Origin of the sequence: Sphingopyxis sp. (genome assembly GCF_035944815.1) — a bacterium.
In the GTDB taxonomy this organism is placed as follows: Bacteria; Pseudomonadota; Alphaproteobacteria; order Sphingomonadales; family Sphingomonadaceae; genus Sphingopyxis.
In genome coordinates, this window is the sequence record NZ_DASZAU010000013.1 from 74,149 (window position 1) to 86,086 (window position 11,938).

General features: G+C 68.9%; 15 protein-coding genes. 8 read left to right on the plus strand and 7 right to left on the minus strand.

The features are described from left to right. Positions 1 to 23: 23 nt before the first annotated feature. Complete coding sequence (locus VGU00_RS17665; RefSeq protein WP_327470894.1) at positions 24 to 482, minus strand: DUF3576 domain-containing protein; 459 nt, start codon at positions 480 to 482, stop codon at positions 24 to 26. Positions 483 to 810: 328 nt separating this feature from the next. Between VGU00_RS17665 and VGU00_RS17670 the strand changes: the two genes are divergently transcribed. Continuing rightward, positions 811 to 1,473, plus strand: coding sequence for a hypothetical protein (locus tag VGU00_RS17670; RefSeq protein ID WP_327470895.1), 663 nt, complete (start codon positions 811 to 813; stop codon positions 1,471 to 1,473). Here the strand turns inward: VGU00_RS17670 and VGU00_RS17675 are convergent. Then, positions 1,446 to 2,072: a thiamine phosphate synthase gene (locus VGU00_RS17675; protein WP_327470897.1), complete on the minus strand. Its 627-nt coding sequence runs from the start codon at positions 2,070 to 2,072 to the stop codon at positions 1,446 to 1,448. The two genes, VGU00_RS17670 and VGU00_RS17675, sit on opposite strands and share 28 nt — an antisense overlap. Positions 2,073 to 2,128: 56 nt before the next feature. On the opposite strand from VGU00_RS17675, the gene VGU00_RS17680 reads away from it, so the two are divergent. Continuing rightward, a complete protein-coding gene (locus VGU00_RS17680) occupies positions 2,129 to 2,791 on the plus strand; it encodes a YggS family pyridoxal phosphate-dependent enzyme (protein WP_327470899.1) in 663 nt (220 codons plus the stop codon). 13 nt (positions 2,792 to 2,804) lie between these two features. On the opposite strand, the gene VGU00_RS17685 is transcribed toward VGU00_RS17680, so the two are convergent. Further along, positions 2,805 to 3,167 (minus strand): VOC family protein, encoded by a 363-nt coding sequence (locus VGU00_RS17685; RefSeq protein ID WP_327470900.1) that lies wholly within the window; start codon positions 3,165 to 3,167, stop codon positions 2,805 to 2,807. A 163-nt stretch (positions 3,168 to 3,330) separates the two neighbouring features. Here VGU00_RS17685 and VGU00_RS17690 point away from each other — a divergent pair, with 163 nt between their 5' ends. Further along, positions 3,331 to 3,870 (plus strand): helix-turn-helix domain-containing protein, encoded by a 540-nt coding sequence (locus VGU00_RS17690; protein ID WP_327470902.1) that lies wholly within the window; start codon positions 3,331 to 3,333, stop codon positions 3,868 to 3,870. An 11-nt stretch (positions 3,871 to 3,881) separates the two neighbouring features. Here VGU00_RS17690 and VGU00_RS17695 read toward each other — a convergent pair whose 3' ends face one another. Then, entirely contained in the window at positions 3,882 to 4,394 is a 513-nt protein-coding gene (locus VGU00_RS17695) for a DUF4402 domain-containing protein (RefSeq protein WP_327470904.1), read from the minus strand. A gap of 95 nt (positions 4,395 to 4,489) precedes the next feature. Between VGU00_RS17695 and VGU00_RS17700 the strand changes: the two genes are divergently transcribed. The 5 genes from VGU00_RS17700 (at position 4,490) to VGU00_RS17720 (ending at position 10,092) form a co-directional block, all read left to right on the plus strand. Next, complete coding sequence (locus tag VGU00_RS17700; protein ID WP_327470905.1) at positions 4,490 to 5,557, plus strand: type III polyketide synthase; 1,068 nt, start codon at positions 4,490 to 4,492, stop codon at positions 5,555 to 5,557. Further along, positions 5,554 to 6,267 (plus strand): methyltransferase domain-containing protein, encoded by a 714-nt coding sequence (locus VGU00_RS17705; RefSeq protein ID WP_327470907.1) that lies wholly within the window; start codon positions 5,554 to 5,556, stop codon positions 6,265 to 6,267. The genes VGU00_RS17700 and VGU00_RS17705 overlap by 4 nt, the downstream gene beginning before the upstream one ends. Beyond that, positions 6,264 to 7,361, plus strand: coding sequence for an NAD(P)/FAD-dependent oxidoreductase (locus VGU00_RS17710; RefSeq protein ID WP_327470909.1), 1,098 nt, complete (start codon positions 6,264 to 6,266; stop codon positions 7,359 to 7,361). Before VGU00_RS17705 ends, VGU00_RS17710 begins: the two co-directional genes overlap by 4 nt. A gap of 96 nt (positions 7,362 to 7,457) precedes the next feature. Next, positions 7,458 to 7,865, plus strand: coding sequence for a peptide-methionine (R)-S-oxide reductase MsrB (gene msrB, locus VGU00_RS17715; RefSeq protein ID WP_327470910.1), 408 nt, complete (start codon positions 7,458 to 7,460; stop codon positions 7,863 to 7,865). A gap of 55 nt (positions 7,866 to 7,920) precedes the next feature. Next, positions 7,921 to 10,092: a transglycosylase domain-containing protein gene (locus VGU00_RS17720; protein ID WP_414713570.1), complete on the plus strand. Its 2,172-nt coding sequence runs from the start codon at positions 7,921 to 7,923 to the stop codon at positions 10,090 to 10,092. Between the two features lie 6 nt (positions 10,093 to 10,098). Here VGU00_RS17720 and VGU00_RS17725 read toward each other — a convergent pair whose 3' ends face one another. From VGU00_RS17725 to VGU00_RS17735, 3 genes are read right to left on the minus strand one after another with little or no spacing between them, the layout of a single operon-like run. Then, a complete protein-coding gene (locus VGU00_RS17725) occupies positions 10,099 to 10,782 on the minus strand; it encodes a M48 family metallopeptidase (protein ID WP_327470912.1) in 684 nt (227 codons plus the stop codon). A gap of 28 nt (positions 10,783 to 10,810) precedes the next feature. Then, positions 10,811 to 11,257 carry a YcgN family cysteine cluster protein gene (locus tag VGU00_RS17730; protein WP_327470914.1) on the minus strand — a complete coding sequence of 149 codons (447 nt, stop codon included), beginning with the start codon at positions 11,255 to 11,257 and terminating at the stop codon, positions 10,811 to 10,813. Positions 11,258 to 11,259: 2 nt separating this feature from the next. Beyond that, the gene (locus VGU00_RS17735; protein ID WP_327470915.1) at positions 11,260 to 11,904 is read right to left on the minus strand and encodes an SCO family protein; all 645 of its coding nucleotides are present in this window, start codon (positions 11,902 to 11,904) and stop codon (positions 11,260 to 11,262) included. Positions 11,905 to 11,938: the final 34 nt, after the last annotated feature.

The window sequence follows — 11,938 nt, forward strand, 5'->3', positions numbered from 1 at the left end:
GGCGCGGATCCGCGCCGCCCTGATTAGTCCTTGAAGGCGCTGCGGCGCAGGTCGCGGGCGCGCGTGAGGATGATTTCCTCGAGCTTCTGCACCGTGGCAGCCTGCACCGGTGCGTCGACCCAGGCGCCGCCCTGCGACACCTGACGCGACGCCGCGACGCGCAGCGCATCGGCGCGGAGATCCCGGTCGAGGATCGACACGGTGACCTTCATCCGCTCGCCCGGGTTGCCGGGGTTCGCATACCAGTCGGTGATCACGACGCCGCCCGACGAATCGGCCTGCAGCAGCGGCATGAACGACAGCGCGTCGAGCGAGGCGCGCCACAAATAGCTGTTCACGCCGATCGTCGTCACTTGGCTGGCGGCGAGGTCGGCGCGCGGGCGTTCCTTGCCGCCGCACGCCGAAAGGCCGAGCGCCGCGAGCCCGAGCAGCGCAAGCGTGGCCGGACGACCGAGCGTGGCAGGGACGGAAAGCTGGAACATGCCGGTAACACCTTATCACTTGGCACCGCCCGAGGAAAAACCGGGCCGTGCATAACAGAATTGCCAGCGTCTCTATCGCCCTTGTCGCCGCCCCGCAAGCGCGGCAATTTCCGCGTCATTGCGGTTCAGATTCTGGTCAGAATCGCAACCGACTGTGTTGATCGCGCAACAATTTCGGCGAAAAGCGGAAAGGCTGCGACAAATTGACGGGATTCTCTGGAAATATTGTGGCAGGGGGCCTATCTCCTGAGTCGATTGGGGTTGGAGTCGCAGAGCAATGGCGCGGAAATCGCGACATTTTTGGAAAGCCGGTCTCACCGCTTTGGCGGTGACTTCGCTTGCGCTGCCACCGGCGCTTGCGGCGATGTCGCGCGCCGACCGCATCCGCGACACCTCGCTTTCCGAAACGCTGCTCGGCCAGTTCACCCCCGCATCGGGCGATCCGCGCCTGATCGCGCGCTACACCAAAATCTCGGCCGAACAGCGCAGCAACTTCAGTTTCACGCCCGCGCTGACCGGCGAAAGCCGTAAGAACCGCGCGATCACCGTCGTGATTCGCGCCCGCGAAGACGCAGCGGGTGCCGCTCGCACGGCGGGGCTGGTGACCGGCCGCACCGCGCCGATCGCGATCACGCCCGTCGCCTATAATCTGGGCGCGTCGGTCGGCTTCGAGAAATTCGTCACGCCGTCGCTGCCGCGCGGCACCGACCTGCGCAACCTGCCGGTCGCCAAGGCGCCCGAACAGGCCGAAAAGAAGTCGCGCTTCGCGACCCGCATGCTCAACCGGCCGAGCGACCCGAGCGGCGCGACCGACCGCGTCACCGCGCCGGGCAGCGAGCAGGCCGTCGATGTCGTCAGCAGCTATCGCCTGACCAAGAATATCGATGTGACCGCGGGCGTCCGCTACAAGAGCGACGACCGCGTCGAACCGCTGACCGATTCGCGGCGCGACAGCCAGGCGGTCTATGTCGGAACGGCTTTCCGTTTCTGACGCGCCCGGCGCTTCGCCGCTTTTTCTTCCCAGATATCGATCGCAGCCCAGCCCGTCCGGCGTCCGTTCGCGCGGCTGAGCCGGCTTGCGCGCGCCGGCGTCATGCCGCCCAGCGCGACGGGGATTCCGCCCGACATCGACGCGAGGCGAAACCATGCGGCATGACCCAGCGCGGGCGCGCCGGGATGCGAGCGCGTCGGATACAGCGGCGATATGAAGACGGCGCCGGCTTGCGCCCGGCGCGCGCGGCGCGCCTGACGCGCGTCATGGACGGGCATGGTGACGGACAGGCCGAGCCGGTGCGCCTGCCCGGCCCGGCCCGCGGCATGTTGGCGAAGATGAACGCCATCGGCGCCCCCGCGCCGCGCCTCGGCGGGCAAACCCGCGAGCAACACGACCAGCCGCCGCGCGCGCGCGATCCGCATCAGGCGACGCAGCAGGCGCCAACGCGCCCCCGGCGCCAGGCTGTCGTGGCGCAGCACGATGCCGCTCCCCGGCGGGAGCACCGCCGCGAGTTCGAGCAGACCGGCCTTTGTCCGTTCGTCGCTGAACAGCCAGCGCTGCGGCAAATCGGAGGACGAGGGGTGGCGCACGCGCATCGCGCTTTCTATAGGCGCGTCGCGAGCGCACGCAACGCGCGGGATGGAAACGGACGATGAACGAAGCAGCAGACCGGCTGGCAGAGGTGCAGGCGCATATCGCCGACGCAGCGAAGCGCGCGCAGCGCAAGGCGGGCGATATCTGCCTGATCGCGGTGTCGAAGACGCACGACGCCGACGCGATCCGCCCGCTGATCGCCGCGAGCCAGCGCCATTTCGGCGAGAATCGCGTGCAGGAGGCGGCTGCGAAATGGCCCGAACTGCGCGCCGAAACGCCGGGCGTCACGCTGCACCTGATCGGCCAGTTGCAATCGAACAAGGCCGAGGAAGCGGTGGCGCTGTTCGATGCGATCCACTCGATCGACCGCAGTTCGCTGGTCCAAGCCGTAGCGAAAGCGTGCGAAAAGGCGGGCAAGCGCCCGCAATTGTTCGTGCAGGTCAATATCGGCGACGAGGAACAGAAAGGCGGCTGCGCCGTCGCCGACCTGCCCGCGCTGCTGGACGAAGCGAAGGATGCCGGCCTTGCGATCGACGGGCTGATGGCGATCCCGCCCGCCGATATCGAACCCGCGCCCTTTTTTGCGCTGCTCGACGAACTGGCCGAGCGTCACCGCCTGCCGCTCCGTTCGATGGGCATGAGCGGCGATTATGAGACGGCGGTGATGCTCGGCGCCACGCATGTGCGCGTCGGGACCGCGCTGTTCCGGGCGCGAACGTAAGCGGCCGAGAGCCTCAATCCTTGTCGATGATCCGGCCCACGCGCACGAGCAGACCGGTGGGATCGCTTACCGCAAATTCATAGGTTCCCCATGGCTTGGCGTGCGGCGCCTCCTTTTCGATGATCAGCTCGCGCACCCGTTCCGCCACGGCATCGACATCGTCGACATAGAGATAGAGGCCAAAGGGATTGTCTTCGATATGCCTTGGCCAGCCCCGCATATGGGTCAGGTGCAAGTGCCACCCTCGCCCGTCGGTCAGGATGCGGTACTCGCCATAGTCGCTCTCCACCTCAAGCCCCAGCCGCCGGTAAAAGGCTTCGCTGGCATCGAGATCGCTGGAAGGGATGATAGCGACGGCGCGGTGATCCTGGGGCATATGATTCCATCCTGTTTCGCCGGGACGATTTCACGCATTTTTTGCCGGCTGGCGAGCGGGAATCGCGAACATAGCGGCGATCCCGGACACGACCGTGCAAATGTCCGGAAAACCGCCGCGCCCGAATGTCGCGATCCGCATCCCCTTGGCCTATAGGACGGCAATGCGAGCACCGCTCCCCACCGACCGCCGCGCCCGACGCACGAGGGAAGCCATCCTCGACGGCTTTGCAGCGCTGGTGATCGAGCGCCGCTATGATGCGGTCCGCATCGCCGATATCGTGGCGGCCGCCGGCATCGGCAAGGCGACATTCTATGAGCATTTCGGCAGCAAGGACGAGTTGCTGCTGTCGGCGATGGAGCCCATTCTGCTGGGGCTCTCGACCGCCGCGTCGGGCCGTGCCGCACGATCCTATATCAAAGGGATCATGGCGCATCTGTGGGACCGGCGCGCGCTGGGGCGGACCATCCTCAACTCGGCCACGGCGCCGATCGTCCAGCGCCGTCTGGCCGAGATGATCCGCCCGCATGTCGAAAGACGGGCGTCGGACGATGCGGCGCCGGCTATCCGCGCAACGGGCATTGCGGCGGCGCAGCTCGCGATGTTGCGAAGCTGGCTGGTCGGCGAGGCGGGCAGCAGCGCCGACGATATGACCGACCGGATGATCGATTGTGCGAAGCTGGCGGCACCCACGCCTCGCTGAACGCTGCATCACTATTGATACTCGACCGTAACCGGAATCCGCCCGCGATAGTCGCCGTCGTCGAGCCCCGCGATCTGGAGCCGGCCGCCAAAGCGGAAGATCAGGCGGCCGTCGGGGCCGAGCCGCGGCGCCGCCGACAGGTCGGTGACGAGGCCGGTCACGCGCGCGGTGCGGCCATGGCCGCCCTCGAGGTCGACGCTCGCCGGCAGGATGACGCGCACTTCGGCGCCGGGCTCGCCGCGCACGGTGACAACACCGGTCAGCGCGAACCCGCCCAGATCGACGACGTCGCCGCGCACCCGGCGCGCGCCCGAGGTCGGGTCGATCTCGACCTCGCCGCCCATCGCGCCGACGGCGACGCGCCCCATGTCGAGCTGCGTTTCGACCTCGACGCGCAGCGGCACCTCGGCCCGGCGCGCGGCGGTCGCGCCGTCCTTTTCCTGCGCGCAAAGCAGGCACTGCGCCGCCGCAACCGACGGGCTGGCAAAGGCCAGCAAGATCGCAAGGGAAAGACGCAGTTTCACACCTGTACCGCTAGCGCATTCATGGTTAAGTCTGCGTAAATCGGCGGCGGCGCTAATCGCTGGCCAGTGCCCCGCTTTTCGGTCACATGTGCGCCATGAACGCCCCGCCGACTCCCCGGCTCAACGCCCTCGCCACCGCGGTGCCGGGGCATGATATCCATCGCGCCTTCATCGACTGGGCGACGCCGCGTATCGCCGACGAGCGGACGCGTGCGATCTTCACGCGCATGGCGGCGCGGTCGGGAATCGAGCATCGCTGGTCGGTGCTGCCGCCGACGCCGGACGGCGGTTCGCCCGTCGCGCCCGGCGGCTTTTACGACGTCCCCGGCCTGCCGCCGACCTCGGCGCGCATGACCGCCTATGCGCACCACGCCCCGGCGCTGGCGATGGAGGCGATCGCAGCGCTCGGCAACGCGCTCGATCCGGCGCGGGTCACGCATATCGTCGCCGCCAGCTGTACCGGTTTCGTCGCGCCGGGGATCGACCAGATCATCGCGCGGCAGCTCGGCCTTGCGCCGACCGTCGAGCGCGTGCTGATCGGATTCATGGGCTGTTATGCTGGCGTGACCGCGCTGCGTACCGCGCGGCATATCGTGCGGTCCGAACCCGGCGCGGTCGTGCTGCTGGTCAGCGTCGAGCTGTCGACGCTGCACCTCAGCCTCGCCGATGCGCCCGAACCTCTGCTCGCGATGCTACAGTTCAGCGACGGCGCCGCGGCGGGGATCGTTTCCGCGGCACCGCATGGCCTCGAACTCGGCGAAGGGCGCAGCCTCGCGCTGGGCGACAGCGAGGACCTCATCCGCTGGGACATCGGCGACAAGGGTTTCGAGATGACGCTGTCGGGCGAGGTGCCGGGGCGGCTGCGCGAGGCGCTGGCAGACTCGAACGTCCAGCGCGAACTGTTCGGCGGCGACGGCACGCCGCCGCTGCTCGCGGTCCACGCCGGCGGTCGGTCGGTGCTCGATGCGGTCGAGCATGCGCTGGGCGCCGACCCGCACGCGCTGGCCGACAGCCGGTCGGTGCTCGCGCGTTTCGGCAACATGTCGTCGGCGACGATCCTGTTCGTGCTCGCCGACATGATGGCACGCGGCGCGCGCGGCGACGGGATCGCGATCGCCTTCGGCCCCGGGCTCGCCGCCGAGGCGATCCGGTTCGGGGCATGAATCCCTTCGCCAGCCTGCGTATCCCGATCGCGCGCGAAGAGGAGATGGACGCCGCCGAATTGCCCCCCGATCGCTATGCGACGGTGCTCGCTGACCTGTCGCGGATCAACGCGCTGACGATGGCGCCGCGTCCGACGCTCGGCTTCCTCGACCGGGTGCACAAGCGCGGCGTTGGCGACCGGCCGTGGCGCATCCTCGACGTCGGATTCGGCGCGGGCGACATGCTCGCGCGCATCGCGCGCTGGGGCGAACGGCGCGGCGTCGCGCTCGACCTCGCCGGGGTCGACCTCAATCCGAAGAGCGCGCCGGTTGCCCAAGCGCGGCTCGGACCGGGCGTACGCCTGGTGACGGGCGATTACCGCGACCTCGCCGGGCACGGCTGGGACATCATCCTGTCCAGCCTCGTCACCCATCATATGACGCCTGCGCAGCGCGCCGAATTCCTTCGCTTCATGGAGGGCGAGGCGGCGCGCGGCTGGCTGGTCAACGACCTGCATCGCCAGCGCCTGCCCTTTGCCGGCTATCCGCTGCTCGCGGCATTGGCATGGGTCGACCCGATCGTGCGGCGCGACGGGCAATTGTCGGTCGGGCGCAGCTTTCGCCGTACCGAATGGCAGGCGATGCTGGCCGAGGCGCTGCCCGACGCGGCGCCCCGCTGCCGTATCTTTCGCAGTTTTCCCTACCGGCTTTGCGTCGAGCGTATCCGGTGACCGACGCGATCGTCGTCGGTGCCGGGCCCGCCGGGTCGGCCGCGGCGATCGGGCTCGCCCGCGCGGGAGCGCAAATCCTGCTGATCGAACGCGCGCGCGAAACGGGCGATGCGCTGTGCGGCGGCTTCCTGAGCTGGCAGACGCTGAAGCGGCTCGACGCGCTGGGGATCGACCGCTCGCGGCTCGGCGGCCAGGCGGTCCGGCGCGTGCGGCTCTTCGCGGGGCAGCGGCAAAGCGAAACGGCGCTGCCCGGCGCGGCGATGGGCGTATCGCGGCGCACGCTCGATAGCGCCATGCAGGATGCGGCCGTCGCGGCGGGCGCGGGGATCGAGCGCGGCGTCCATGCGACCGCGATCGAGGGCGGCACGCTGCAGATGCGCGACGGCGCGGCGCTGACGGCGGCCGCCATCTTCCTCGCGGCCGGCAAGCATGGCTTTCGCGGTTTTCCGCGCGAACCCGCCGGATGGCAACGAAACGACCCCGCCATGGGGCTGCGGCTGCGCCTGCCGGCCCACCCGGCGCTGGACCGGCTGGTCGGCGACGCGGTCGAGCTGCACCTGTTCGATCGGGGCTATGCGGGGCTGGTGCGGCAGGAGGATGGCAGCGGCAATCTGTGCCTCGCGGTGCACAAATCGCGGCTCGACGAAGCGGGCGGCGATCCGGCAGCGCTGCTCCGCACGCTGGGCGATGCGTTGCCGCACCTCGGCGAACGGCTGGCGCACGCCGACTGGTCGCGCGGCATCGATGCGATCGGCCATGTCCCCTATGGCTGGCGCAAGGGCGAGACGACGCCCGGCCTGTTTCGGCTCGGCGATCAGGCCGGCGTCATCCCGAGCCTCGCGGGCGAAGGCATGGGACTGGCGATCGCGAGCGCCGCAGCCGCGGTTACGGCGTGGCGGAGCGGCGGCGCCGCGGCGGCACCCGCCTTTCAGCGCGCGTTTGCGGCGCGCATGACGCGCCCGTTCGCGCTGGCCGATCTTGTGTGGCGGCTCGGCGAAAATCCGCGCACCGCCGGGCCGATGACCGCGGCGGCGTCACTTTTTCCGTCTTTGGTGCGAATAACCTCGCGAACGACGCGCATCCGCGGAAGCTGAATTCCCCTGCCCCTTGCGGCGGCGCGTCTATCGCCCGATATTAGGGGCAACAAGCGGCGCGCCGCGTACGCGGCCTGCCCGAAAGGAGAACCTGTCATGACCGATCCCGTCACGCGCAAAGAACTCGACCCGATGGCGCATCATGTGCTGCGCGAAGGCGGCACCGAGCGTGCCTTCACCGGCAAATATACCGACCATAAGGGCGACGGCGTCTATCGCTGCGCCGGCTGCGGCGAACCGCTGTTCGACAGCCGCACCAAATATGACAGCGGATCGGGCTGGCCGAGCTATACCGCGCCCGCCGGCGAGGCCGCGGTCAGCGAGCATCGCGATGCGAGCCACGGGATGGTCCGCACCGAAGTGCGCTGCGCCAAATGCGAAGGCCATCTCGGCCATGTCTTCCCCGACGGACCCGGACCGACAGGCCTGCGCTATTGCATCAACAGCGCGGCGCTTGACTTCGCGGACCGCGGGCAGGATGAGGCGTCAACCGGCAAGGACTGACAACGCCTTCCCGGACTGACGCATCAGGGGCGCAGTGAGGGAAGGAAATCGGGCTTTGCGCCGCGAAAGACAGCAGGCTTCGTCGAATAAATCGTCATCGTCCAGCAAGCGTAGCGGCACGCCCGGCGGCGAGCCGCCGCGCTGGCGCGTCTGGTTGCGCCGCGCCTTTCGCTGGGGGCTTGGCCTCGCGGTCGTCGGGCTCGTCGCGCTGGCGGTTGCGGTCGGCATCGCCGTCCAGCGCATGCCGAGCTTCGAGGAGCTCAAGAAATCGCCGGCGGGGCAGACGATCCGCGTCCGCGCCGCCGACGGCACCGTCTTCCTTTCGCTCGGACCGAATTACGGCCGCTGGCTGACGCTGCGCGAAACGCCGCAGGTGATGCAGGACGCGATGGTCGCAGTCGAGGACCGGCGCTTTCGCTATCATCCGGGGCTCGACCCCGTCGGTATGGCGCGCGCGGCGGTGGTCGCGCTCCAGAATCGAGGCAGCGGCCGGCGCCTGCAGGGCGCGTCGACGATCACGCAGCAGCTCGCGCGCAATATATTCCTGTCGAACAGCTATGATTTCCGCCGTAAGGCGCGCGAGATGATCCTCGCGCTCGCGCTCGAATGGAAATTCTCGAAGGACGAAATCCTCGAACTCTATCTGAACAAGGTCTATTTCGGCGGCGGCAGCTATGGCATCGACGCCGCGTCGAACAGCTTTTTCGGGCATAGCGCGACCGAAATGTCGCTGTCGGAGGCGGCGGTTGTCGCCGGGCTGGTCAAGGCGCCGTCGCGCTATTCGCCGACCGCCGACGCGCAGGCGGCGCTGGGCCGCGCCGGGGTGGTGCTGAGCGTCATGGTCGACGCCGGCGTCATCACGCAGGCGCAAGCCGACAGCGCCGAGCCCGCCAATGTCCAGCTGGCCAAGGAAACGGGGCAGAACAGCGCGCGCTATTTCAGCGACTGGGCGCTGCCGCAACTCGACATGCTGATCGACGAGGGCAGCGAGGCGCTCGACGTCTATACCACGATCGACCTTGGCATGCAGCGCGCCGCGACAGCGTCGATCCAGGCGAATACCCCGCGCGGCGTGCAGGCCGCGCTCGTCTCGCTCGACCGCGACGGCGCCGTGCGCGCGATGGTCGGCGGCACCGACTATGTCGCGTCCAACTATAACCGCGCGACGCAGGCGCTCCGCCAGCCGGGATCGGCGTGGAAGCTGTTCGTCTATATGGCGGCGCTCGAGGCCGGGTATAAGGTCGGCGACCAGGTCGTCGACGAACCGGTAACGATCAACGGCTGGAGCCCGCGCAACTCGTCAGGACGCTTTGCCGGCGCGATGGACCTGCGCAGCGCCTTTGCCTATTCGGTCAACACGGTGGCGGCGAAGCTCGGCGACGAAGTCGGCTTTTCCTCGGTCGCCAACATGGCGCGCCGGTTCGGCATCACGACCCCGGTCAACACCCACCCGTCGATGGTGCTCGGCAGCGCCGAAGTGCGCGTGATCGACATGACCGCCGCCTTTGCCGCCGTGTCGCGCAAGGGTGTGTCGGTGCAGCCCTATGGCATCACCAAGGTGACGACCGCCGACGGACGCCTGCTGTACCAGCGCCCCGCCGAGCGCGGACAGGTGCTGGTCGACAATTGGGTCGCCGCGGGGATCACCGACCTGCTCCAGACCGCGGTCAATACTGGCACCGGCAAGGCGGCGCAGATCGGCCGCCCCGTCGCGGGCAAGACTGGCACCACGTCGAGCAACAAGGACGGCTGGTTCCTCGGCTTTTCGAGCGGCATCACCACCGGCGTCTGGATGGGCCGCGACGATGCGAAGCCCGTCGGCGGACTGCAGGGCGGCCGCGCGCCGGCGAAAGCCTTTGCCGATTATATGCGTGTCGCGGTCGCGCGGCGTCCGGTCGAACAGTTCGACACCGAGGTCGTGCTGCCCGAATGGCAGCTCGAGGACGAAGGCGAAGCCTATATGGGCGAGCCCGGCGAGGACGGCTATGTCGACGAGAATGGTATGCCGATCGAATTGCCAGCCGCCGCGCCGGTACCCGAGGGCGACGATGTGCCGCCGCCTGCCGACGACGGCCCGGTGCTGAACCAGCAGTGGATCGAGGAGCAGACGGGACGCCGCGGTCCGGCCGACGGTGGGGGCGCGCCGAAGAATGGCGCGACGTCCAAGGCACCCGCCCCGCCGAAGGTCGCGCCGCCGGCGCGAAACCAGCCCGGCGATTCGAACTAGCGCCGGTCAGGCGGCGAAGCGGTAACGGTGCAACCCGCGGCCTTCGCGCCGCAGCCAGCCGCGCGCCGCGGCGACATCGCCGTCGTGCAATCGGTCGACGAGCGCGTGAAACGCCGCGCTATGGTCCATGTGGCGAAGGTGCGCGACCTCGTGCGCGACGGTCGCGCGGCGCACATGATCGGGGGCCATGACGAGCCGCCAGCTATAGCGTAAATCGCCGTCATGCGTGCAGCTGCCCCAGCGGCTGCGCGGGTCGCCGACCCCGACGCGGCCGACCGCCAGACCCGCCGCGCCGGCGATTTCGCGGCTTTCGCGTTCCATGAGGTCGAGCGCTTCGGCTTTCAGCCAGCGTTCGATCCGCCGCCCCACCGTTTCGGCGGGGCCGCCGACGCGCAGCATGTCGTCCGCCAGCCGGATCGCGCGCGGCGCGCTCGCCATCCATTCGACACGGCGCTCGACGCCGCGAAACGGGATCGACGCGCCGGGACCGACGACGACCGGCAACACCGCCTTGCCGACCTGTTCGGCGAGCCACGCCTGCTGTTCGCCTGCCCATTTGAGCGCGGCGCGTTCGCTCGCGCGGCGCGGGACGGTCAGCCGCAGTTCGCCGCGCGCGCCATCGAAGACGAGGCGATAGCGGCGCGACTGCGCATGGCGTACGACGCGGACGGGCCAAGCCGCGCCCGCCACCCATATGTGCGGCCCGTCGGCCGCGGGGTCAAACGACGCGTTCGACAAGATGATTTTCCAGCGGACCCGCGACAGCCTCGCCGACCGTCCAACCGACGATCGATTCGCCGGCGCGGCGCACGGCATCGCGATCACCGCAGACGAGATAATGCCAGTCGGGAAGAGGCTCCCCCTCGGCGCGCAGGCGATAGGCGCAGGTCTGCGGCAGCCATATGAGGTCGTCGACCTTCGCTTTCGTCAGCGTCAAGCAGTCGGGGACATGGCGGCGGCGGTGCTTGTAATCGCTACAGCGCGCGGTCCTGAGGTCGAGCAGGCGGCACGCGACATTGGTCGGATAGATGCGACCCGTGTCCTCGTCCTCGAGCTTGTGGAGGCAGCATTTGCCGCAGCCGTCACACAAGGCTTCCCACTGGCCGGCATCGAGGCTGGCGAGCGGCGCTTCCCAGAAGGGGCGCTCCGATGTCGCCCCCGCCATCGCTATTTGACCCACTTCGCCAGCTCGGCCGCCACCTTGTCGGGCGCGCCCTCGTCGGCATCGGTCGAGGGATCGTCGAGCGGCAGCAGCGCGACAGGCTTGCCGTCCGGGTCCATCAGGAAGGCGAGCTGGCTGTGCGCCATCAGGTAACGGTCGGGCGCCGAACCCGGCACCTTGTTGTAGGTGACGACATAGGCCTTGGCGACCGCGGCAACCTGTTCCGGCGTCCCGGTGAGGCCGAGCAACCGCGGGTGGTAACGCGCGACGAAGGGCTTGAGCGCCTCGGGCGTGTCGCGCGCGGGATCGACGGTGATGAAGAGCGGAGCGACTTTTGCGCCGCGCGCGCTATCCGCCTTTTCGAACATCGACAGGCCGCGCATCAGTTTCTGCAAGTCGACCGGGCAGATATCGGGGCAGAAGCTGTATCCGAAATAGACGAGGCGATATCGGCCCGCGAAATCGCTGTCGCGAACCGTCTTGCCGTCCTGGTCGGTCAGGGTGAAGGGGCCGCCGATCCGCGCGCCTTCGAGCGGCGGTTTTGCGGCGGGCGCGTCGCCCGGGGCATTGCATGCCGCAAGCGCCGCGCCAAAAAACAGGATCAGGCTTGCACGGACAAGCTTTTGTCCCATATCTGCGATATTCATCATGCGGCCAGCCTTGGTCGGCTAGCCGCCGAAAATC